Source organism: Methylobacterium fujisawaense (assembly GCF_014138435.1).
GTDB lineage: Bacteria > Pseudomonadota > Alphaproteobacteria > Rhizobiales > Beijerinckiaceae > Methylobacterium > Methylobacterium fujisawaense.
Genome location: NZ_JACJIM010000002.1, coordinates 705,851 through 727,974 on the forward strand (window position 1 = coordinate 705,851; position 22,124 = coordinate 727,974).

15 protein-coding genes and 1 pseudogene are annotated in these 22,124 nt (G+C 63.4%); 12 read left to right on the forward strand and 4 right to left on the reverse strand.

Features of this window, described 5'->3' with window-relative positions:
* The first annotated feature begins 49 nt into the window (after positions 1-49).
* Positions 50-1,093: an NAD-dependent epimerase/dehydratase family protein gene (locus GGQ91_RS08150; RefSeq protein ID WP_182591736.1), complete on the forward strand. Its 1,044-nt coding sequence runs from the start codon at positions 50-52 to the stop codon at positions 1,091-1,093.
* 1,450 nt (positions 1,094-2,543) lie between these two features.
* Here the strand turns inward: GGQ91_RS08150 and GGQ91_RS08155 are convergent.
* Positions 2,544-2,882: a hypothetical protein gene (locus GGQ91_RS08155; RefSeq protein ID WP_182591737.1), complete on the reverse strand. Its 339-nt coding sequence runs from the start codon at positions 2,880-2,882 to the stop codon at positions 2,544-2,546.
* A gap of 764 nt (positions 2,883-3,646) precedes the next feature.
* On the opposite strand from GGQ91_RS08155, the gene GGQ91_RS08160 reads away from it, so the two are divergent.
* The 3 genes from GGQ91_RS08160 (at position 3,647) to GGQ91_RS28095 (ending at position 8,402) form a co-directional block, all read left to right on the forward strand.
* Positions 3,647-4,936: an O-antigen ligase family protein gene (locus tag GGQ91_RS08160; RefSeq protein ID WP_182591738.1), complete on the forward strand. Its 1,290-nt coding sequence runs from the start codon at positions 3,647-3,649 to the stop codon at positions 4,934-4,936.
* Positions 4,937-5,889: 953 nt separating this feature from the next.
* Positions 5,890-7,758, forward strand: coding sequence for a hypothetical protein (locus GGQ91_RS08165; protein WP_210281164.1), 1,869 nt, complete (start codon positions 5,890-5,892; stop codon positions 7,756-7,758).
* A gap of 416 nt (positions 7,759-8,174) precedes the next feature.
* Positions 8,175-8,402 (forward strand): hypothetical protein, encoded by a 228-nt coding sequence (locus GGQ91_RS28095; protein WP_043758650.1) that lies wholly within the window; start codon positions 8,175-8,177, stop codon positions 8,400-8,402.
* Positions 8,403-10,173: 1,771 nt separating this feature from the next.
* Here GGQ91_RS28095 and GGQ91_RS08175 read toward each other — a convergent pair.
* Positions 10,174-11,493 (reverse strand): OmpP1/FadL family transporter, encoded by a 1,320-nt coding sequence (locus GGQ91_RS08175; protein ID WP_075380645.1) that lies wholly within the window; start codon positions 11,491-11,493, stop codon positions 10,174-10,176.
* 821 nt (positions 11,494-12,314) lie between these two features.
* Here GGQ91_RS08175 and GGQ91_RS08180 point away from each other — a divergent pair.
* From GGQ91_RS08180 to GGQ91_RS08205, 6 genes are all read left to right on the forward strand, one after another.
* Positions 12,315-12,731, forward strand: coding sequence for a MerR family transcriptional regulator (locus tag GGQ91_RS08180; protein WP_179696969.1), 417 nt, complete (start codon positions 12,315-12,317; stop codon positions 12,729-12,731).
* 196 nt (positions 12,732-12,927) lie between these two features.
* The gene (locus GGQ91_RS08185) at positions 12,928-14,064 is read left to right on the forward strand and encodes a thiolase family protein (RefSeq protein WP_043758652.1); all 1,137 of its coding nucleotides are present in this window, start codon (positions 12,928-12,930) and stop codon (positions 14,062-14,064) included.
* Complete coding sequence (locus GGQ91_RS08190; protein ID WP_179696970.1) at positions 14,064-16,385, forward strand: 3-hydroxyacyl-CoA dehydrogenase/enoyl-CoA hydratase family protein; 2,322 nt, start codon at positions 14,064-14,066, stop codon at positions 16,383-16,385. The genes GGQ91_RS08185 and GGQ91_RS08190 overlap by 1 nt, the downstream gene beginning before the upstream one ends.
* A 5-nt stretch (positions 16,386-16,390) precedes the next feature.
* On the forward strand, positions 16,391-18,181 hold the full coding sequence (locus GGQ91_RS08195; protein WP_043350411.1) for an acyl-CoA dehydrogenase C-terminal domain-containing protein: 1,791 nt from the start codon (positions 16,391-16,393) through the stop codon (positions 18,179-18,181).
* Positions 18,182-18,230: 49 nt separating this feature from the next.
* Positions 18,231-18,539 (forward strand): SCP2 sterol-binding domain-containing protein, encoded by a 309-nt coding sequence (locus GGQ91_RS08200; RefSeq protein WP_051044774.1) that lies wholly within the window; start codon positions 18,231-18,233, stop codon positions 18,537-18,539.
* A 320-nt stretch (positions 18,540-18,859) separates the two neighbouring features.
* Positions 18,860-19,423, forward strand: a complete 564-nt coding sequence (locus GGQ91_RS08205; protein ID WP_043350407.1) for a fasciclin domain-containing protein — start codon at positions 18,860-18,862, stop codon at positions 19,421-19,423.
* A gap of 91 nt (positions 19,424-19,514) precedes the next feature.
* Here GGQ91_RS08205 and GGQ91_RS08210 read toward each other — a convergent pair whose 3' ends face one another.
* Together GGQ91_RS08210 and GGQ91_RS08215 are read right to left on the reverse strand one after the other, a co-directional pair.
* Positions 19,515-20,210 (reverse strand): anti-sigma factor, encoded by a 696-nt coding sequence (locus GGQ91_RS08210; protein ID WP_182591740.1) that lies wholly within the window; start codon positions 20,208-20,210, stop codon positions 19,515-19,517.
* Positions 20,207-20,761: a sigma-70 family RNA polymerase sigma factor gene (locus tag GGQ91_RS08215; protein ID WP_053611021.1), complete on the reverse strand. Its 555-nt coding sequence runs from the start codon at positions 20,759-20,761 to the stop codon at positions 20,207-20,209. Before GGQ91_RS08215 ends, GGQ91_RS08210 begins: the two co-directional genes overlap by 4 nt.
* A gap of 417 nt (positions 20,762-21,178) precedes the next feature.
* Here GGQ91_RS08215 and GGQ91_RS08220 point away from each other — a divergent pair, with 417 nt between their 5' ends.
* Complete coding sequence (locus tag GGQ91_RS08220) at positions 21,179-21,832, forward strand: peroxiredoxin (protein ID WP_075380649.1); 654 nt, start codon at positions 21,179-21,181, stop codon at positions 21,830-21,832.
* Positions 21,832-22,113: pseudogene (locus GGQ91_RS08225) on the forward strand (ArsR/SmtB family transcription factor); the annotation flags it as partial. The gene GGQ91_RS08220 and the pseudogene GGQ91_RS08225, both read left to right, overlap by 1 nt.
* Between the last annotated feature and the right edge of the window lie 11 nt (positions 22,114-22,124).

Consider the following 22,124-nt stretch of genomic DNA (forward strand, 5'->3'; position numbering starts at 1 on the left):
TGGCGCCTCGGCGTCCCGAAATCCGGTAGCTCCAAACGAGGTTTTCGCGATGCAGAAGACAATTGCTGTTACTGGCGCCGCAGGATATATCGGTTCTGTTCTCGTCGCACAGCTTCTGAATGTCGGTTACCGCGTTCGAGCAATCGATGCTTTTTTTTTCGGGCATCAGTCATTGCGTAACCTTCAAGACCATCCCGCGATGGGGATTCTGCGGTGTGACATCCGCAATTATCCGCCAGGGGTTTTCGATGATTGCGACTTCGTTGTTGATTTAGCCGCATTGTCGAATGACCCGTCCGGAGACCTCGATGCTGAACTAACGCGTTCGATCAATGAGCGGGGGCGGATCGCCTCGGTGATGCTCGCTGAGCGGGCTGGGGTCAAACGCTATCTCTTTGCAAGTTCCTGTGCCGTCTATGGTGAGCATATTGGCAGCGACGTGAGTGAGGATTCAACGCTTCGGCCGCTCACCTTATATGCAGAGACGTGTGCAAAAGCCGAAGAGGTCGTATTGAGCCGAAACAGATCGGATTTCACCACTGTATCCTTACGGAATGGTACCGTTTTTGGCCTTTCGCCACGGATGCGGTTCGACTTAGTTGTCAATAAAATGGCGCTCGATGCTTATGAACTCGGCTGCATCAGTGTCGTCGGAGATGGCGCACAATGGCGCCCGCTCATTCACGTTGAGGACGTCGCGCGAGCGTTTTTGCTTACCCTCGATGCGCCCGATCGGTCCATTGCCGGCCAAGTGTTCAACATAGGGCGTGAAAATTGCCAGATCTCGGAAATTGCATACCAAGTCTGGTTAGCGAGTGAAGCTGCACCAGCGATCTCCTATGTGGGTGTCGGTGAAGATCGTCGAAACTATCGCGTCAGCTTTGCCAAGGCTGAGAAAGGACTCGCGTTTCGGGCGCATCGGTCGATTGGGTGCGCCGTCTCGGACGTCCAAAAGGCGCTCCGAGATGGGCTGGCCGGTAATGCGCCTTGCTGTCATACGGTCGAATGGTATCGCTCCCTCTTAGCGACGAAGGGCACCGGTCTCGGTTTCGGGCCCCGGCATGTGAGCGGCAATATGAGTGCGAGCCGGTGAACGGGTCCAAGCTAAAAGCGAGTTGTGGAGCGCCGACGAAATCCGAGGCAATCTGGCTTCAGGTGCCCAGAAGCGACTTTACCGAGCCGAACTTTCATAGATGGAACACCGTTTTCTCGATAAAGGCCGCGGGTGACCGGCGGTCGCTACCGCAAAGATTCGAAAGATGAGGCTTGGGCTTTTGGTCGCCTCTCCGATGTCTATGGCGATATATCGGAGGCTTTTGTGTCCTTGCTTATGTGCGTCAATCGATATTGGTAAATATAAACTGTTCCCAGCGCGCGGCGAACTGCACCGACCCGCGCTGGTGTCAACGCGCGGCCGGACGTCTCGCAGATTACAGTCCATATCACGGCAAGATTGCCACCGAATAATTTTGGCCTTGTGAGCACAGATCGGATACCGAAGCTGTCATCTGTTCGCACGGCACCGGGCTCAGAGCCCGTGATTCGGATGGGCGCACAAAGCTGATTTCGTCAGATTTCAACCGTTCGCATCGACTTCATAACGAAATCTAGCAATCGCAAGTAACAGTCAAAAAGGCCAATCACAGTGGCCCCGCTCGCTCAAATCAATCAACGCCAAGATCGAATCTCTTGAATCACAAGCGAGCTAAAGCGATGCCACACAGCGAGAGATCTGTATGCATGCAGCGGGGCAATAGCCGGAAAGATGCGATGTATCGTCAGATATATTACGGTCGCGCAGAGCAGCAGCGTCGACGCAATACATAAAATCGCAATGATCAAACCGTCAACAGCCCGAGCCGATCGAGATCGGGATCCGTGGGTGCTGTTCTGAACTTCAAGTGCGGGCTGAGCTTGGCGCAAATCCGGACACTCTATTATTCAGCAGGTGATAAACTACGCATATCAGTCGCTCCATGTCGATACCGAGCCGACGAAAATATCGCTCGCCGGCGAACAATCGAGCTCCCGTCACTCGGTATATCCTGCGGCGTGACACGATGCTGAAGCCGCTTCGACCGACCCGCTCGATTGCCAATACAGAAGGCATACTGCCCCTCCGGACGGCGTGGGAATGGGTCCCAATTGCCCGGCTCCAAACCCTTCAGGGTCACTGGATAAGCTGGCTGGTGCGCGGATGAATCGTGTTGTTCGATTGCAAGCCAGTTCGACAGAAGCCACTTGTCGGTCGCCATGCTAGACCGGGTGGCGGATTGATTCCAGCGGCGCCTTAAGGATGAAGAGTTCACCGGCATCTGGTGGGCCAGAGGGCCTCGGCCCCACGTGGGGTCGCCTTCGATCGCAATGGTGCCGTGAGCCGGCGACAACCCAACCCGCCCTCTGATCCATCATTGTCCGGGCGCGGGCTGCGTCGTTTGTGTCATCGTTCTAGGCACCTCTCAGGTTGCCTACGCTCACTGAAAATCGCGCTCGGCTCTGATGTCACGACTGAGTCCCGCTCTCAGTGCCGGAACGCCGAACATTCAATTCTGGCATCCTTCGCAGATGGATCGAACAGACTGCCGAATGAGGACCTCCGCCTGACGATCCCGCTTTGCAATCTCGGCGTTGCTGACCTGACGGCGCGGTGCCTGAATACGCCGCTGCGAGCCTGCCGACTTCGGCTCGTTCGTCGAGGGCGCAGCCGCAAAGGCCGGCAGGCGTTCGACCGTTGTGACGGCTGCAGCACCCATTCGATCGTGGGTGCGATGAGCGAGCACGGCTATCGGGTCGACGCCATTGCCGGTCTGACGTCGGCGGGGCGCTTCGAGAACCCCACTGTCATCGAGATCGGCCACCGGTGCGGGATCCACGGTCGTCATGGAGGGGCTCGATTCCAAAACCGTCAAGCTCAAACATCCACCCAAACCTCCGCTCAGACAGATTGAAAGACTGAAGGAGGCGATTCGCCATTGCTTCGAAGCCATTTCGGGCCCTCATGAACGAGATTTAGCTAGGACAAATTGGGCCGACGACGGATCGTCGGTATAGGTAGTCCTCCGGCGATACGCTTACCGAATCGGATTGCAGAACGCTGATCGAATTGTGCAATTTTTGCGTCCTTACTGCTTTCGATGGGTCGAGTAGATAACAAAGCTTGCAGGCGTTCCGGTATCAAACGGCTTTAAAGAGAGACGCGACTCAAGTGCGGGTTAACCGGCGCCAGCCTTTCCACCGGTGCTTGATCAGTTCGAAGCGTCGACCGGCGGCGCCGGCGTCGCTCGATCCAAGATGGATTTCAGCTATCTCTGCATCGCGTGAGAGAATTGAACCCTCGTCTAGTTCGCCTTCAAGGTCCGCTTGCAAATCTCAGCCGGGAATGAGCCATGGATAAACGCGCATTTCAGACCCAGGAAAGGTCCTGGCGATGATGACAATGATTGTGTGCGCCACCGACTATATCGATCTAGACAGGTCGACGCTTACGAAATAAAGTCGAAATTAGTGAATTTGGCTTAGCCTTTTGTCGCCTCGTTTATCCGCAGCTGCAGCAAGGCGGCGCTCGCAAGGCTTTTGGAATGGGATTTTCGTTGATTGCGCTGAGCTAAAACTTATTTGTTTTCTCAGAGAGGACGAAAACAGATCTATGAGGACAGCTTCACTCAGTGCCGTTGAGAAAAATTTGCGATCGTCCGCTCATGAGAGCGTCGTATCAATCGCTTTTTTTGCACTTTGTATTATGGTCGTCACTGCGCCAATCACCCAGGATGGGTTGAGCGGCGGGACCGCTTCCATGACCGAAGGAAATCCGTTCCGACAGCTTGGATATGTACTGATTTTATTAATTATACTGGCTGGAACGGGCATCCATCGCGACTTTCGAGGCTTGTCCGCGCTTCCGGGAAACGTTCGTGTAATTTTGGCTTATTGTTGGCTGAGTATCGTTTGGGCAATAGATCCATCAATTGCGACCCGTCGCTTGGCCTTGACGACGATCGTTGCTCTGTCCGTTGCTATTGCCATACAATCGCTCGGTGTCGCGAAGAGCATTGCGCATATCCGTATCGCTCTGACTTTGGCGCTCTTCGCAAGCTACGCAACCGTCCTTTTCTTCCCGAGCGTCGGTATACACCAGCCGGAGGCGGGCCGAGATGTCGCTCTCATTGGTGATTGGCGGGGAATTTATCCCGAGAAGAACTTTATGGGCGCACTCTGTGCGATAACCGTGCTGTGTTTTTACTTCATGGAGCAAAAGCACCTGTCCTTTCTAAGATGGATCGTTATCATTGCGGCGTTTCTATTTTTGGTGAAGACCGGATCCAAAACTTCGACCGCACTTGCCTTATTGGCCCTGCTATCGGGGCATGCATTTCGTGCCAACAATCATCGCGATTGGCCGCTTGCCTTCGCAGCGGCAATGACGAGCGCCTTCTGTTTCGGTGTCATTCTGCTGTGGTACGGTGAATGGCTGATGGAACCCTTGGATCGCGATGATACATTGACAGGTCGTTCACAAATCTGGCGCGTATTAATAGCTTATATTTCCGATCACTGGCATCTTGGTGCCGGATATGGTTCTTTTTGGTACATCGGAGGTGTTAGCCCGGTCTATGATTATGCGAAAGGAGGAAGCTGGTTCGAAATTGCCTCTCAGGGCCATAACGGATACTTAGATATCGCGTCGCAGATCGGTTTGCCTGGCCTCGCAATCGCATTATACTTTCTTATTGTCAGGCCTATCGCGACATTGTTGAGCCATCCCGCCTTCGACAACAAAACTGGTGCTCTTTTTATGGCTATATTTGTATTTTGTGTGGGTCACAATTTAACAGAGTCCACGCTCCTTTCTCGCGACCATGTTCTTCAATTTATGATTATCGTCGTTATCTGCATGATGCACACAATAAATCGAAATTATCGGCACCATCAATTTTGATATTTGTTCAAATGGCGGAAAATACGCTAATGATTGTTTCTGTCGCGATCTTGATCTTATCTGCACTAAACGATTTACGACCGGGCTGCGACCACGAAGCTCATATATGGGATTGCGTAGCCAAGCTCGTCTGGTAGCATTTGCCGACAAGATGGCCCGCATCGGTTAGTTCTGGCCCGATCTTCCCTGACCGGACCCAACCCAAGACGCAAGTCCGCTGTCGAATGCATCGCAGGCACCACGGGACCAGGCGCTTCCCTCGCGTCTGACCTGTCCAGAGTTCGGCGCCTCAAACATCGGAATCACCGGGGGGTACGCCTCCATCCGTTTGGACGTGCCAGGAGCCGTCGCGCCACGTTGGAGCGTTCAAGCCATGAGGGGGATCGACAAGGCCGAGGTCGCCCGGCTTGTGAAGCCGCCAGGGCAAAGAACCCTACCGGCACGATCGATTCGTGGAGCGTAATTCGGTCTCCTGATCACCTGATGACGTGATCGCACGATCTGCTTTCAACGTCCGAAGATCCGAGGCCCAATCGATCGCTTTCACTCTCTCGCTATCAGAAATGTTTGCGAGCCTCCAAGTTTGTTGGCATCATCCGCCAAATTCTACGAAGCGAGAGAGCTCTGACGGCGCACAGCCGAGCGTCATTTTATCTTATATAGCTTCTATTTTAGCGAGCAATATCCAGCCAAGACATAAACCACATCAGCTGCATTAGTTTCGTATATCGCTTTTCGACTGGATTTTTGGTTCCCTATACCATTCCTACCAAGTTGCGCTTGCGTGTTTTTAATTATATCGTTGCCTTATAAGCAGCAGTTCTCCCATGGGCACCATGTCGGCGATTGCGTCACAGGCTGTGAATCTCCTTCTCGCCGGGTCCTTGGTGATAGCGCCGGGATTCCTATTGGTCGCCTTGCTAGCCGACGTGATTCCAATACGAGTGAGAGTCTTGGCAGCTTTCGTGCTGTCGCCGGGACTTTTGTCTCTTGAGGTCTTGGTCGCAATAGCATTCGGTTTAGAATTCAGTCAGTTTACATACTTAGCAAGCGCGCTAAATGCTCTCGTAGCGGGCGCTCTTATTCTTTACTTCCGCCCAAGATTTACTTTTCGTGGCTGCGGGTATTCCGCGCTTCTGGCTTGCGCTTTGGCGGCCCCGATCATCTTTACGGTTCTAAAGGAAACATTCCGAACGGATTACGGTTGGCACAACATGATGCAAATCGCAGCTATACAGCAGATCAATTTGCTGCCGCGATTGCCGGAAGAGTTTGAGATGGCTGGGCTTCGGCTGAATTATGGTTGGCTCGGGTGGACACAGCTGTCTCTTATTTCAAACCTTGTCGCGATTTCGCCAACGAGACTTTTCTTACCGCTAAATATTTTGCACTTTATTTCGATGTTCATCATCATCGTAGAGTGTTCGATCTTTTTCCTTGGTCAGCGCCATAACCCTACGAAGGTAGCCGCAAGTACCGCAATTGCACTCCTCGCCGTCGGTCTACCCGATATCATACTCGGCATAGCCAAAAATGAATACCATGCATTGGGAGACGCACGCATAACGCCAATGATGGAAAAAATTCAGAATATGGACACGATGGTTTTTGGGTTGTCTTCGTTTGCCTTAATGGTCTTTGCAGTACTGGGCTACCTTAATTTCAAGCGGTCTTCATTCCTCATACTTGCGATCATAGCGTCCTTTGTGAGTTCTTTGGTCTATCCGCTTTTCTTACCATCATGTATGGCGGTCGCCGCGGCACTGATTGCCTTTGAAATCCTGCAACAAGTCCGTGGAGTGGGATCGTCCGGTCGTCGGACTCTAATCAAGACCGGCCTGATTTTTGCCCTTTGGATCGCGAGCTTCGGCATAGTGGTTCTCTATGGGCTCTTCCTCGGACGAGATTCGGAAGTTCCGCCCTTCGGGCTTGTCAAGCTTCGTGACTTTCCTCTCCAATTCATCAGGTGGGGATGGATCTATTGTGCAATAGACGCGATATTACTTTCAGTTCTCATATTTCGATGGAAAATCATATCCTGGCCGACGTTATTTTTCATCGGCGTGACATTCGGACTTCAGTTGGCCTACGTCGTGATCGCGGTTCGCGACGGCGTCGGATATAAATTCCTCTTCACGGCGCTGCTGTTCGCGGCCCCCGTGGTCGCGGCTGAAATTACCCGATGGGCGGACAGGGGATCGAGATCCTCAGTCGTGGCGGGCGTATTGATCGTTTTGTTTCTGTCGTGCGTGGTCTACGAGTTTCCTCGCTGGACCAATCCCGATTTGCGCTACGCGACCCCCTTGGACATTTATGCATTGGATATCGCGCCTGACGCGAAGGCGATGCCATCCTGGCTTCGGGTCGTTCGCGAGAAAGCGCCGCCCGATGCCGTGCTTTTTACTGCGCCTGACGAGCGGCCGATCGCGGTATTTGCCAGGCGTGCCCTATACGTGTGTGGCGATGTTCCGGTTCCGACATCTCGAGCCGGGTACTCCATGAGTTGCACCCGGGAACTCACGTCTGTGAAGGGCTACTCTCCAAAGAGGGTGGCTGACAGAATGGAGCTTCTGAGCCTAGCGCTCAAAAAGGAGGTCAGCGATGCCGAAGCGGAGACGTTGATAAAAGCGTTTCGCGCGCTTAGCCGGCCGATGATTTTCCATACTAGCGGCTTTTCAGGATTTACGCGCTGGCTCAGGGAGAAGGAAATTGGCCGACCGATTTTCGTTTCCGAGACGGATGTCGTTTGGTCGGTCGACAAAACTGGTGCTGGGCTTGATCCTGCAGACAGTGCTGCCTCCTACAGGCAGGGGCCCACATGAATCGAGCGGGCGCGAATGAGCGCCAGTTTTGGCCGGCCGCCTCAGGTGCTACTGAACGGCTGCCCTCTCGGATCGCTTTGAGTGCAAGGCACGGAAAGCGGAGTGCGCAACCGGTAAGGCTGCACGATGAATAGAGCCGCTAAGCCCGTCATCCCTTTCGGGCCGGCCGGGCATCTCCGCGCGTTCTGTAAGGAAGAGAGTTCGGCCGCTTGTTCCGAGCAGGAAGGTTTCGACGGCCTCGGTGGAACAGGGCTAGACGATCCGCTTCGGTGGCGGCACGGACGGATCCTGATTGTGCAGAGATCAGTACCTGTCTTCCGGGCTCACACCATCACTCGCTTCGGGTTCTTCACCAAGATTGGGGGTGCTCGCGCCTTGCCGGTTGGGAGCGGCCTTTGGCGCCGGACGAAGGGGCAATGTCCGGGCTACTGTGGGCCGCACTGTTGCAGGTCGGCCTGGTGGACCAGCCTTGCCGGCGGGGCCTGCTGGCCCGGCAGGCCCTCGCGGGCCAGCAGGCCCCGGCGGGCCAGCGGGTCCCGGTGGGCCGGCGGGCCCCGGTGGGCCAACGGACCCTGGCGGCCCGCTCGGTCCTGGTGGCCAGGGGGGGCCGGCAATGGCCGTTCTGGATGCCCCTGATCCGCTGAGCTCGGACGGCTTGGTACCGTCCATCCTGTCTCCCTGTTCGACCCTGCTGCTGTGTCCAGTCGCGGCCGCAGCGCCCGGCGGTCCCGGAGGTCCGGCTGGTCCTTGCTCGCCGCAATTGGCAACCACGATCTTGCGCTCTTGACGCGCTGTGCGCAGCGTCGCGATACACGTGGCCGGGTGATAGATGACGCGGAATTCGAAGTAGCCCCGATGGTCGATCTGACGTGAAAAGCGGCCATCCAGACTAATATCCGTATCTTTCTCGTCTGAATATCCTATAATCCATAGTTCACCACCAGTGACCTTGGCGTCCGCCACACCGATATCGGCCGTCGCCACCGATACTGGGACGAGATAAATCATTTGCGCCCAAATCAGCATTGAGAATTTGCCGTAGGCGGCCATAGCTGGTTCCATCACGCGCTTGCAACCAGTATATCCACGGATTGATGGGGAGCAATGATCGCGCTCTCACCAGCTGAACGGCGGGATCACACCACAAACGACCGAGAGCCCCGCGCGCAGCGGCGACGCCATCGCCTCGACCCTCAACGGTGCTCGCCTGACACGCGCGCACCAACGCGACGAGGGTTGCGGAGCGGCGCATCGTTCAAGCCGATCTCGGCTTCGAGTAGGCCCAGCGCGACCCATCGGCCGCCTCTCGCGCGATGGCGTCTGTCACCTGCCAACGCCTCCCCTCGGAACGCGATCAATGGATCCGTCGCGCTTTGCGCGGAGGTTGCCCGGCTTCGGAAGGAAGTCGCCGCCGCTTGGTTCGAGACTGTCACGGCCCAGGCGATGACCGCGCAGAGGCGTCAATTGGGCTCTCTGCGAGGCGGTGAGGCGCCGCGTCCACGGTCTCATCTGCCCCCTCGGCGAAAAGCTCGTCGTCCGGGCCGTCGGGCGAGCATGCATCGTCATACGCGATGCGCTCCTTTGCGTGGACCAGGTCGAGCGCCGCGACCGCGTCCGTGGCCGGCGTGGAATCTGCGACTTCGGCGCCGAAAGCTCGGCGGGTCTGACGGAGCCACGGGCTTGGCGAGCGGAGAGGCGAGGACCTCGAAGGCGAGCTTGTTGTCGACGCCGACGGGCTGCGGCACGGCGAAGAGCGACGTCAGGGTCCGTTTGATGATGTCCCGGACGGCACCCCGGATAGCCAGCATGGCGGCGATCGTAACCGGATCACCGAGACCCATACGCTCACCGATCTCCGCGGCTGCCCTCGCATCCGCTCGCTGACGCCCGGCAACGCCGGGACGTGACAATCGTCCCGGCGGCACTGGCCGGGGCGCCAAGCCGGACACGGCGCTTGGCCCCCAGCTCAGGCTGCGATGCCGTCTGGTTGTGCGCGAACCGACGCAAGGGCAGGATCACGCGGGTCATCCGGGGCACGCGCGGCCACAAGCGGAAGATCCGGCACGGTGGGCCCCGCTCCCGCGAATGCGTGAGGTCCCTTTCAACCAAAGCAAGGACCGACGCCGCTTCGCAGCCCGCAACGACAAGCTCGCCCACAAGGACGCCTCGGCCGTCGCCCTAGCGGCCGACGCCGCCTTCTGGGCCCATCGCGACCAGACCCTATCAGGACCAGGGTCCGAGCAGCCCGCGGTTCGCCGCGTCGTCGGGGATCTACTCGTCGTGGAAGGCGGTCAGGCGGCAGACTCGCCGTCGCCGCCTGACCGCTTCAGGATGTGCCGGTCGACCGTGAGGTCGAAGCGCGGATCGCGGCCGTCCTCGAGTGCGAGCGTCGCCCGGGCGCCCCGCGCAGACGCATCACCATTTCCGCACGAGGGGCGCGGGGGCGGGGGCGGGCTGCGCGCCGAACACGTAGCGGAAGCCCACCGAGACGATGTCGGCGCTGGAATCCACCACCCCCGCGAAGGCGATGTTGCCGACGTTGTAGTCGCGGCCGAGGCCCGCCAGGATCCGCGACCGGTCCAGGAAGAAGTGCGAATAGGCGAGGTTCAGCGTCAGCTGCCGGCTCCAGCGGTAGCTGGCGCCCACCGAGGCGATGTAGCGGTCCCCGTCCGGCAGCCGCACCGAACGGTTGCGGAAGTCGATCGGCGAGGTCTCGTAGGCGAAGCCCGTGCGCAGCGTCAGGTTCGGCGAGGCGTCGTACTCGGCGCCGATCGCGTAGGTGAACCCGTCCTTGTAGTTGAGCGGCAGGGTGTTCACCGGCAGGCCGAGGGTCTTCGAGACGATCCCGATGGTCCCGAGCCTCGACCAGTTGTCCCACTCGAAGCCGAGGTTCACCCGCGCCACCGGCGAGACCGCCTGGGTGAGGCCGACGCTCAGCTTGTCGGGGGTGTTCAGCCTCGCCCGGACCTGGCCGGCGAGCGGGGCCAGGGCGAGCAGCGGCACGCCGATCGAGCCGTCGATGTCGTGGTGCACCGAGGAGCGGTAGCCGATGCCCAGCACGGTCCCGTCGCGGGGCGTCAGCGTGGCGCCCGCGGTGAAGCCCACCCCCCAGGATTCCCCCTTGAGGAAGGAGCTCGGATAGGCGGTCGGCAGGAGGCCCGGGACCGGCAGCGCCTGCCGCAGGGTCAGGCGGAAATACTCGATGTTCGGCCCGGCCGCGATCGACAACCATTCGTTGACCTTGAAGCCGATCACCGGGTTGATCGCCAGGGAGAAGATCCGCGACGAGCGTCCGTAGACCTCCCCGGCCCAGACCTGGTTGGGCTTGGTCACGAGCCCGAAGGGCGCGCCGGTCGAGAGGCCGAGCCACAGGCGGTCGTTCATCTGGTACGAGGTCGCGCCCGCCGGCACGAGGGCGCCCTGACCGAGCTCGCCCGAGCCGCCCAGCCGCGCGAAGCCCGGATTGGTGCCCGGCGCCGGGCGGATCTCCGAGGACAGGCCGATATAGGTGAAGTTCTGCTCCGCGACGAAGCCCGGGTTCATCGTGATGGTCGCGGGGTTCCAGAACATCGACGACACGCCGCCCGATCCCGAGGCCGCACCCGCAAACGCCAGCCCCTGCGCCTGCGTGCTCTGCTCCCGCAGACCGAACGCCCCGGCCTGAACCTCGGCAATCGTGGCGACAGACGCACAGAGTGACGCCGTTCCGGCGGCCACCAGAAACCGAAATCTCATCACGATCCTCCCCAAGGTTTACCGCGCATCCACTTCCGGTTTCGGGCGGATGTCATGTTTTCTGAGTTTTGTGCCGCCAGAACCATCGGCGACACCGACACTTTGCGCGGCCGCCACTGTCACGATACTGCCGGTACGCGCAGGCATTACCCCTTCCCAATAGGTCAGGACGCTGCCGAAAGCGGCAAGAAAATGCAAGCGCGAAGCGGTGCGCTGATGAACTCCGGCGTCCGGCCGGCGCAGGGAAGGCGCTGGTGTGACAAATCGGTTTCACGCCGCGAGGCGGAGGCGCTGGATGGCGGGCGGCGGACCGCGTCGAGGACGCCGATGGGCCGCCTTGTACGGCACAGGGCTTCGGGTGCGGCGGCGCGAATACAAAGCTTCGCCGAGTGTCACAGCGGCCCTCGCGACATCGTCTGACCCGCTTGCGACCGGCTGACGCTTTGGGATAGAAGCTAACCTATACGTCAATCCTGGCCCGGCCAATCACGCACGCTCCGCGAGAGAGCGAGGCCGGTGAAGGGAGGGGAAGGTGGGAACCCAGCAGGGCATAAGGAAATGGGCCGGCGAAGCCCACGCTCAGGGTCCGCGCCATCGACGGACGCGTTGCGACGACGCTCCGGAGACGCTTCCGGCGATGGGCGATCGAGATCCGCACGACCCTGCCCAAGACCTGGGTCGGCAGGCTGTCGGAGACGGAGCGCGTGGCGGACGAGCGCCGGCGGGCCGATGCGGGGCCCATCAACATCCGAGTATCGGCACGACGTTGACCGCTCGCGCGCACCGGGAATACGGTGAATTCTCCGAAGAGAAGGTCACCTGTGTCCGATACGCTGTACACCGTGACCCAGCTCGCCAAGGACCTGGGGGTGACGGCGAGAACGGTCCGCTTCTACGAGGACAAGGGTCTCCTGACGCCTCAGCGGGCCGGGAACACGCGGGTCTATACGCATCGCGACCGGGCGCGACTGATCCTGATCCTGCGCGGCAAGCGGCTCGGGTTCTCCCTGCGCGAGATCAAGGAATATCTCGACCTCTACGACGCCGATCCGACCCAGCAGGAACAGCTGCGCGCCCTGCTGAAGCGGATCCAGACCCGGATCGGCAGCCTCGTCGATCAGGAGCGGGCCCTCGTCGAGACGCTGGCCGAGCTGCGCGCCATCGAGCAGCAGGCCCAGGACGCCCTCGCGGCTCTGGCCCCATCCGAGGCGCCGGCGAAATCACGACGCGCCCGCTAGGGCATACCGCGTCGTCAGGGCGACCGGTTCCGCGGGCCGAGGCCGCGCGGCCGGAATCGGCGCGCGCGTCTCACAATCGCCTTCCCCGTTCTCGCGCGGACACTCGCGCCGGACTTGTGCGCGCCGGGACCAGGCACGTCCGGGTCGGCGGGCCGCCCGTGTCGCAGATCCTTCGTGATCGTTCCGAGAGGACAGCATGACCAACGCGGTTATCGTGGGCTACGCCCGCTCGCCCTTCACCCTCGCCAAGAAAGGCGCCCTGGCCCGGGTCCGCCCCGACGACCTCGCCGCGCAGGTCGTGCGCCGGCTCGTCGCCGAGGCCGGCATCTCGTCGAACATCATCGAGGACCTGATCGTCGGCTGTGCCTTCCCGGAGGGCGAGCAGGGGTTCAACGTGGCCCGCCTGATCGGCATGCTGGCCGATCTCGATCTCAGCGTCGGCGGCGTCACGGTGAACCGCTTCTGCGGCTCCTCGATGCAGTCGGTGCACATCGCCGCCGGGCAGATCCAGCTCGGCGCCGGCGAGGCCTTCATCTGCGCGGGCGTGGAGAGCATGAGCCGCGTGCCGATGATGGGCTTCAACCCGATGCCCAACCCCGCGCTCCATGCAGCGCACCCTGGTGCCTACATGGGCATGGGCGACACCGCCGAGAACGTGGCGCGCCGCTGGCAGATCAGCCGGGCCGACCAGGAGGCCTTCGCGGTGACGAGCCACCGCAAGGCCGCCGCGGCCCAGGCCGCCGGACGGCTCGCCGCCGAGATCGTCCCGATCGCCACGAAGGCCGGCACGGTCGAGACGGACGGCTGCATCCGGCCGGAGGCCAGCGCCGAGGGGCTCGCCGCCCTCAAGCCCGCCTTCCAGCAGGACGGCAGCGTCACGGCCGGCACCTCGTCGCCGCTGACGGACGGTGCCTCGGCGGTCCTCGTCTGCAGCGAGGCCTATGCCCACCGCCACGGGCTGAGGCCGCTCGCCCGGATCGCCGCGATCGGCGTCTCGGGCTGCGAGCCGGAGATCATGGGCATCGGTCCGGTGGCCGCGTCCCGGAAGGCGCTGGCCCGCGCCGGCATCGCCGTCGACGCGGTGGGCGTCGTCGAGCTGAACGAGGCCTTCGCCAGCCAAGCGCTCGCCTGCATCCGGGAACTCGGCCTGCGCGCGGAGACGGTCAATATCGACGGCGGCGCGATCGCGCTCGGCCATCCGCTCGGTGCGACGGGCGCGCGCATCGTCGGCAAGGCAGCGGCGCTGCTCGACCGCGAGGGCGCCCGCTTCGCGCTGGCGACCCAGTGCATCGGCGGCGGCCAGGGCATCGCCACCCTTCTGGAGCGTGTCTGATGAGCGGGATCCGCAAAGTCGCCGTCATCGGCGCCGGAGTGATGGGCTCCGGCATCGCCGCCCATGTGGCCAATGCCGGCGTGCCGGTCCTGCTCATGGACATCGTGCCGGAGGGCGCAACCGACCGGAACGGTCTTGCGGCGGCCGCCATCGCCCGGATGCTCAAGACCGAGCCGGCGGCGTTCATGACCCCGCGGGCTGCCAAGCGCGTCGAGGCCTGCAACGTCGAGGACCATCTCGGCCGCCTCGCCGAAGTCGACTGGATCATCGAGGTGGTCATCGAGCGCCTCGACGCGAAGCGGGCGCTCTATCGGCGGATCGACGCCGTGCGCCGGCCCGGCACGGCGGTCTCGTCGAACACCTCGACGATCCCGCTCGATGCGCTGGTCGACGGCATGCCCGAATCCTTCCGGCGCGACTTCCTGATCACCCACTTCTTCAACCCGCCGCGCTACATGCGGCTGCTCGAACTGGTGACCGGCCCGCAGACCGATCCGGCCCTCGCCGAGACGGTCGCCGACTTCGCCGACCGCCGGCTCGGCAAGAGCGTCGTGCGCTGCAAGGATCGGCCGGGCTTCATCGCCAACCGCCTGGGCATCACGTGGATCCAGAACGCCATCGCGGCCGCCGACGACCTCGGCGTCCCGGTCGAGGAGGCCGACGCCATCATGGGACGCCCCTTCGGCATCCCGAAGACCGGCGTGTTCGGCCTCGTCGATCTCGTCGGCCTCGACCTGATCCCGCACACCACCGCGAGCCTGCGCGCGGCGTTGCCGCCGGACGACGCCTTCCACGACTCCTACCGCGAGATGCCGCTCGTCAGCCGGCTGATCGCCGCGGGCTTCACCGGGCGTAAGGGCAAGGGCGGATTCTACCGCTTGAACCGCACGGGCGGGCAGAAGACCAAGGAGGCCATCGATCTCGCGAGCGGCGCCTACCGGCCCGCCCGGAAGGCGGACCTGCCGGAGCTGAAGGACGCGAAAGGCCCCCGCGCGGTACTCGACCTGCCCGGCCGGGCGGGCGCCTACGCGTGGCGCGTCATCGGCGCGACCCTGTCGTACGCCGCCGGGCTCGTCGGCGAGGCGAGCGACGACGTCGCGGCGATCGATGAGGCGATGCGCCTCGGCTACAATTGGACATGGGGACCGTTCGAGCTGATCGACCGGATCGGCGGCGCCTACTTGGCCGATCGCCTCGCCCGCGACGGTCGGCCGGTCCCGCCGCTCCTCGCGGGTCTCGACGGCCGCAGCTTCTACCGGGTCGAGAACGGCCGCCGGCAGGTGCTCCAGCCCGGGGGCGGCTACCGCGACATCGTCCGGCCCGACGGCGTGCTGCGGCTCGCAGACATCAAGCTCGGCCGAGAGCCGCTCCTGACGAACGGCTCGGCGGCCCTGTGGGACATCGGCGACGGCGTGGTGTGCTTCGAGTTCACGTCGCAGAGCAACGCCCTGGACGAGCAGGTCATGGTCCTGCTCGGCAAGACGATCAAGCTCGTGAAGGACCGCTACAAGGCGCTGGTCGTCTACAACGAGGGCACGAACTTCTCGGTTGGCGCCAATCTCGGGCTGGCCCTGTTCGCCGCCAATATCGCGGCGTGGGGGGAGATCGAGAAGCTGGTCCATCTCGGCCAGCAGACCTATCGGCAGCTCAAATACGCGCCGTTTCCGGTGGTGAGCGCACCCTCCGGCATGGCGCTCGGCGGCGGCTGCGAGATCCTGCTGCACAGCGATGCCGTCCAGGCCCATGCGGAGAGCTATATCGGCCTCGTGGAGTGCGGCGTCGGCCTCGTGCCGGCCTGGGGCGGCTGCACGGAGATGCTGGGCCGCTGGCAGGCTTCCGGCACACTGCCGAAGGGGCCGATGCCGGCCGTCGCCAGGGTGTTCGAGACGGTCTCGACCGCAACCGTGGCGAAGTCGGCCGAGGAGGCGCGGGACCTCCTGTTCCTGCGCCCAGATGACGGCATCACCATGAATCGCGACCGGCTGCTCGCCGATGCCAAGGCCAGAGCGCTGTCCCTGGTCGCAGGCTATGCGCCGCCGAAGCCCGTACCTCTGACCCTGCCGGGTTCCGCGGGCGGCCTCGCCCTGCGCATGGCCGCCGAGGGCTTCGCGCGGCGCGGCATCGCCACGAAGCACGATCTCGTGGTGTCGGGCGAACTCGCCTCCGTCCTGTCCGGAGGAGAGGCCGACATCCTCGATACCCTGGATGAGGATGCCATCCTCGAACTCGAGCGCGACAGCTTCATGCGCCTCGTCCGCACCGAGGCAACCCTCGACCGGTTCGAGAGCGTGCTCGAGACCGGCCGGCCGGTGAGGAACTGACGATCATGCAGACCTACAAGGCCCCGCTGCGCGACATGCGCTTCGTGCTCCACGAACTGCACGCCGATCCGGGTTCCGAGCCGCTGCCCGGCCTGGAGGAGATCACGCCCGACGTCGCCGACGCCATCCTTGAGGAGGCGGCGAAGTTCTGCACCGAGCGGCTCCTGCCGCTCAACGCCTCCGGTGACGCGGAGGGCTGCCGCCTGGAGAACGGCGTCGTCCGGACGCCGAAGGGTTTTCCCGAGGCCTACGCGGCGTTCCGCGCGGGCGGTTGGACCGCGATGGGCTCCGACCCCGCCTATGGGGGCCAGGGCCTGCCGGAGACGATCAACAAGCTCGTCGAGGAGATGATCTGCTCGACCAACCTGTCCTTCGGGCTCTATCCGGGCTTGAGCCACGGTGCCTACAAGGCGATCGCCGGTCATGCGTCGGAGGCGCTGAAGGCGGCCTACTTGCCCAAGATCGTCGACGGCACGTGGTCGGGCACCATGTGCCTGACCGAGGCCCATTGCGGCACGGATCTCGGCCTGCTGCGGACCCGCGCGGTGCCGCAGGACGACGGCTCCTACCGGATCACCGGCTCGAAGATCTTCATCTCGGCGGGCGATCACGACCTCACCGAGAACATCGTGCATCTCGTCCTCGCGCGGCTGCCCGATGCCCCCAAGGGTGTGAAGGGCATAAGCCTGTTCCTGGTGCCGAAATTCCTGCCCGCGCCGGACGGGACGCCGGGGGCGCGCAACGGCGTCACCTGCAGCGCCCTCGAGCACAAGATGGGCATCAAGGCCTCGGCCACCTGCCAGCTCTCCTTCGACGACGCCGTCGGCTGGCTCGTCGGCGAGCCGCACAAGGGCATGCGCGCGATGTTCACGATGATGAACAGCGAGCGCCTGTCGGTGGGAATCCAGGGGCTGGGCGCCGGCGAGGCGGCCTACCAGGGCGCCGTCGCCTATGCCCGCGAGCGCCTGCAGGGGCGCGCGCTCTCGGGTGCCAAGCGGCCGGACCTGGCCGCAGACCCGATCATCGTACATCCGGACGTGCGGCGCATGCTGATGACGATCCGCGCCTACAACGAGGGCGCCCGGGCGCTCGGCGGCTGGGTCGCCCGGAGCCTCGACGTGATGGAGCGCCATCCCGATCCGGCCGAACGGCGGCGGGCGGAGGATTTCTCGGCCCTGATGACGCCGGTGGTGAAGGCGCTGTTCACCGATCTCGGCTTCGAGGCGGCCAGCATCGGCCTGCAGGTCTACGGCGGCCACGGCTTCATCCGAGACCACGGCATGGAGCAGTATGTCCGCGATGCCCGGATCTCGATGATCTACGAGGGCACCAACGGCGTGCAGGCCCTCGACCTCGTCGGCCGCAAGCTCCCGGCCCATGCCGGCCGGCTGCTGCGCGGCTTCTTCCACCCGGTCCTCGCCTTCCTCGACGCGGCGCTGGAGGACGATGCCCTGGCGCCCCTCGCCCTGCCCGTGTCCAAGGCGTTCGGTGCGCTCCAGCTCGCCACCGCCCACATCGCGCAACGGGGCCTCAAGGATCCGGACGAGGCCGGCGCCGCCGCGACCGATTATCTGCGGCTGTTCGGCCTGGTGGCGCTCGGCTTCATGTGGGTGCGCGCCGCCAAGGTGGCGCAGGCGGCGCTGGCCGACGGAACGCCGGAGCGGGACTTCTACGAGGCCAAGCTCGCCACCGCCCGCTTCTTCATCGAGCGCATCCTGCCCCAGGTTGCCGGCCTGCTGGCGGCGATCAAGTCCGGCAAGGGCGCGATGATGGCCCTCGACGAGGCGATGTTCTGACCGCCCCGGACCTCCGGGGAATCCTCATGCGACTGATGGAGTGGAACGGATGGCGGATCTCGGCTTGCTGGTCGACTCGATCGAGGAACGGTCGGGGGCCTTGAGCGCGCTCGGATACCGGGTGCGGTTCGACCTCACCGATGGCGGCGGCATCCTGCTCGATGCGACCGGCGGCACGGTCGCCGTGTCGATTGCCGAAGAGGGCGAGGCCGATGCCGTGATGCGCTTGAGTTCCGACAATCTGCTCAAGCTAGTGGAGGGCCGGCTCAGCCCGATGATGGCCTTCTCGACCGGCCGCCTGAAGGTGCAGGGCTCGCAGGGCGTGGCGCTGAAGCTCGCCGGTCTGCTCGATCAGTAGCCGTCCCTGCGGGTGCGCCCCCCTCATCCGCACCCGGCCATCGCGGGAGGCGCCACCGGAGGATCCGCGAGACCGTCCGAAGAATGAGCCGTGGCGGTGCAGGTGCCCGCCGCTTGGGTCGCGGTGGCGACATCGAGATCCGCGTGAAGGCCGGCGGCTCCGGGGGCCCATCGCCGACACGACGATGGCCATGCTCCCATTAAGGGGGAGCGCCGCCGAGCCGACCGGCGCCGGTCTGCGACCGCTACGAAACTTTCCGTCCGGCGCCCCCGTAAGGGCGGGTGCTACCCCTGCGTCGGGGTCGGATGGAAGGAAAAACGATGCCCACAGCGAACAGCCACCGCATGAAGGCGCTTGCTCTGGCCCTCGCGCTCGGTCTCGGAGCGAGCAGCGCAGCCTACGCCAAGAACCCGATGGTCGGCGGCGCGCCGATGTACGCCCAGAAGACCATCGTCGAGAACGCGGTCAACTCGAAGGATCACACCACGCTGGTCGCCGCCGTGAAGGCCGCCGGCCTGGTCGACACGCTGAACGGTCCGGGTCCGTTCACGGTGTTCGCCCCCACGAACGCGGCCTTCGCCAAGCTGCCGCCGGGCACGGTGGAGAACCTCGTCCAGCCGCAGAACAAGGCGACGCTGACGAAGATCCTGACCTACCACGTGGTCCCGGGTGTCTACACCGCCAAGGATCTGATGGCGCTCGCCAAGAAGGGCGGCGGACAGGGCACGCTCACCACGGTGGCGGGTGAGCCTCTCGCCGTCGAAGTGCAGGGCAAGAAGGTCTATGTGACCGACGTGAAGGGCAACACCGCCACGGTGACCATTCCAAACGTCATGCAATCGAACGGCGTCATCCACGTCGTCAATGCGGTGCTGATGCCCTGATCCACCCGGACGGTCCGGCGTCGGCGGCCCTGATCTGGCTGCCGACGCCGATTTCTCGCAAACGTTGACCGCTGCGGCTGCCGAGATCGCGTCAGTCCGCGATGAGCTTGCCGGTGTAGACCACCGGACCGGTCGGCTGGCCGGTGGGCGAGCCGCCGGGCGGCTCCACCGAGACCGCGATCACGCCATCCGGAGCGGCCCCCGCCGGCAGCCTCATCTGGCTCGCCGCCGTACCGACAAGGCCGAGCGGCCGCGGCCCCTGGGCACCGACATACCACACTTCCAGGCTTCGATCCGCGGGTGCCTCGGCGCTGACGGGCCTCACCATTGCGACGCCGGTGCGCGTGTCGACGCGCACGATCAGCGCCGGGAGCGTACCCCCGCCCTGCACCACGGCCAGATAGCGGCCATCCGACGGCCTCTGCCAGGGTCCGAGCGTCAGGACCAGAGCGAGGCCAGCCGCCAGCAGCCCGGCCCCGCCTGCGGCAACTCGCCATCGCCGAAGCTGGGAGCGCAGGGCTTCGATTTGATGCAACTCCGCGCGTCCCGCCGCCGGAAGCCTCCGCAAGAGTGCAGCGCGGACATGCGGCGGCGGTGTCTCGACGGGGATCACCATCGCGAGCGGGCCGAGGCGGCGTTCCCAAGCCTGGATCCGTGCCCGTGCGACCGGATCGCGCGCGGCCTCGCCCTCCATGGCCGCACGCTCCTGCGCGTCGAGCGTTCCGAGGACGTACTCGGCCGCACGCAGATCGGGATCGTCGGGGTCTGGCGCCCTCGTACCGCTCACGACACCGTCTCCAGGCAGGTCTTCAAGGCGCCGAGCGCCCGGTGGAGCCAGGTCTTGATCGTGTTCACGGGACGATCGAACCGTGCGGCCAGTTCCTCACGCGAGCGCCCCTCACAATAGGCCAGCACGACGCAATCCCGGTGCGACGGTTCGAGTCGGCCGAGACATGCCACGAGGGCATTGCGGTCTTGAAACGCGCCCGCCTCGTCGTGCGGATCGATCAGCAGGTCCACCCAATCCTCGCCGCTGTCCAATTCCGGCCCCTGCACCTCCGCCTTCCGGCGTACGCTATCGATGGCGCGGTTCCGTGCGATGGTAATAAGCCAGGGCAGCGGCGGACCGGCTTCCGGCCGATAGCTGCCCGCTGCCTGCCAGATCCGCATGTAGACGTCCTGGAGTACGTCCTCGGCCAAGCCGCGGTCGCGTTGGATACGCAGGATCAGCCCGTAAAGTTTCGGGCTTGAGACATCGTAGAGTTCAGCGAGCCGGTCCGCCTCACCTCGAGCGATTCCTGCAAGCAGCCGGCGCAGCGTGGCGTCGTCGGCCAACATGGGCCCCCGCATAGTTCGAGGCGCCTGCCATCGGACGCCCTCCCGGATGATGCTCTTAGACCAAGCCTCGGGACTCTGACGATCCCCCCTCGCATGCGGCCGGAGGGGGCGCCACAGACGGACGATCCGGCCGCCGGTCCAGGTCACAGGGCGTCGGCGTGCTTGTTCGCCCGCTGCCGGAATGGCCAACCAGAGGGGGAGAGAGATCGATCTTCGCTGAAGGCCGGTTCGCGGCGCAAATTCGCGTAAGCCTCGAATCGTCCCAGACGCGGCGCGGGACACTGAGCCATGGCCCTCCCGGCATCGCCCGTGCGTCAATCCATATTTCGCGTTGTCTGGAGCAGTGATCCATATAAAATCGATATTGACCGGTTCGACCCGTTAGCGGTCAGAGTCGCGCTTCCCTCAGGTCGCTTCATGGCTATCGATATCGACAGTGGCGTCACCGCTGCGCCTCACCCCGCCGGCCCGCCCATTATCGGGGACGGCGCACCGAACTTCCGGGCCCGCACCACGATGGGCCCGCGCACGCTCTCGTCCTATCGGGGCCGCTGGCTGGTGTTCTTCTCGCATCCCGCGGACTTCACGCCGGTCTGCACCAGCGAGTTCGTGGCTTTCGCCCGGGCCCACGAGGCTTTCCAGGCTCTGGATTGCGACCTCCTCGCCCTCTCCGTCGACAGCCTGTCGTCGCACTTGGCGTGGCAACAGAGCATCGAGCAGCGTTTCGGTGTGCGAATGCCGTTCCCGATCGTCGAGGATCCGGCCATGGGCATCGCCCGTGCCTATGGCATGCTGCCGGCGGGAGCGGCGTCGAGCGCCACGGTGCGCACCACGTTCGTCATCGATCCGGAGGGGATCGTGCGCGCCCTCGTGACCTACCCGCTGACGGTAGGGCGCAGCGTCGCCGAGATCCTGCGGCTTGTGAGGGCGCTTCAGGCCTCCGACGCGGCCGACGTCTCGACGCCCGAGGGATGGCAACCGGGCGAGCCGGTGCTCGCGAATCCACCGATGACGAGCGAAGAGATCGGCGACTGCGGGACCGACTGGTATTACAGGTTGGAAAGCGTCTGATGGCACCCGGCACGGACGAGACCAAGGCGAGCGCGGCCGCCGAGTTGCTCAAGCTCGTCGCAAACCCCAACCGGCTGCGCATCCTCTACCTGCTGACGGAGGGCGAGCGCTCGGTTTCGGAGATCGAGCAGCGCCTCGGCATCCGTCAGCCGACCCTGTCGCAGCAGCTCGGCGAATTGCGCAACGCCGGGATCGTCACCACACGGCGCGCGCACAAGGTCGTATTCTACAGCCTGACGGAGGCCCGCACGCGTGCGCTCCTCGATGCGATCGAGGATATCTTGATCGTCAA

Bases quoted from the DNA above. Each gene is read 5' to 3' on its own strand.
- GGQ91_RS08150 (WP_182591736.1), top strand. From the start codon at position 50: ATGCAGAAGACAATTGCTGTTACTGGCGCCGCAGGATATATCGGTTCT.
- GGQ91_RS08155 (WP_182591737.1), bottom strand. From the start codon at position 2,882: ATGACGACCGTGGATCCCGCACCGGTGGCCGATCTCGATGACAGTGGG.
- GGQ91_RS08160 (WP_182591738.1), top strand. From the start codon at position 3,647: ATGAGGACAGCTTCACTCAGTGCCGTTGAGAAAAATTTGCGATCGTCC.
- GGQ91_RS28095 (WP_043758650.1), top strand. From the start codon at position 8,175: ATGTCCGGGCTACTGTGGGCCGCACTGTTGCAGGTCGGCCTGGTGGAC.
- GGQ91_RS08175 (WP_075380645.1), bottom strand. From the start codon at position 11,493: ATGAGATTTCGGTTTCTGGTGGCCGCCGGAACGGCGTCACTCTGTGCG.
- GGQ91_RS08185 (WP_043758652.1), top strand. From the start codon at position 12,928: ATGACCAACGCGGTTATCGTGGGCTACGCCCGCTCGCCCTTCACCCTC.
- GGQ91_RS08190 (WP_179696970.1), top strand. From the start codon at position 14,064: ATGAGCGGGATCCGCAAAGTCGCCGTCATCGGCGCCGGAGTGATGGGC.
- GGQ91_RS08195 (WP_043350411.1), top strand. From the start codon at position 16,391: ATGCAGACCTACAAGGCCCCGCTGCGCGACATGCGCTTCGTGCTCCAC.
- GGQ91_RS08200 (WP_051044774.1), top strand. From the start codon at position 18,231: ATGGCGGATCTCGGCTTGCTGGTCGACTCGATCGAGGAACGGTCGGGG.
- GGQ91_RS08205 (WP_043350407.1), top strand. From the start codon at position 18,860: ATGCCCACAGCGAACAGCCACCGCATGAAGGCGCTTGCTCTGGCCCTC.
- GGQ91_RS08215 (WP_053611021.1), bottom strand. From the start codon at position 20,761: ATGTTGGCCGACGACGCCACGCTGCGCCGGCTGCTTGCAGGAATCGCT.
- GGQ91_RS08220 (WP_075380649.1), top strand. From the start codon at position 21,179: ATGGCTATCGATATCGACAGTGGCGTCACCGCTGCGCCTCACCCCGCC.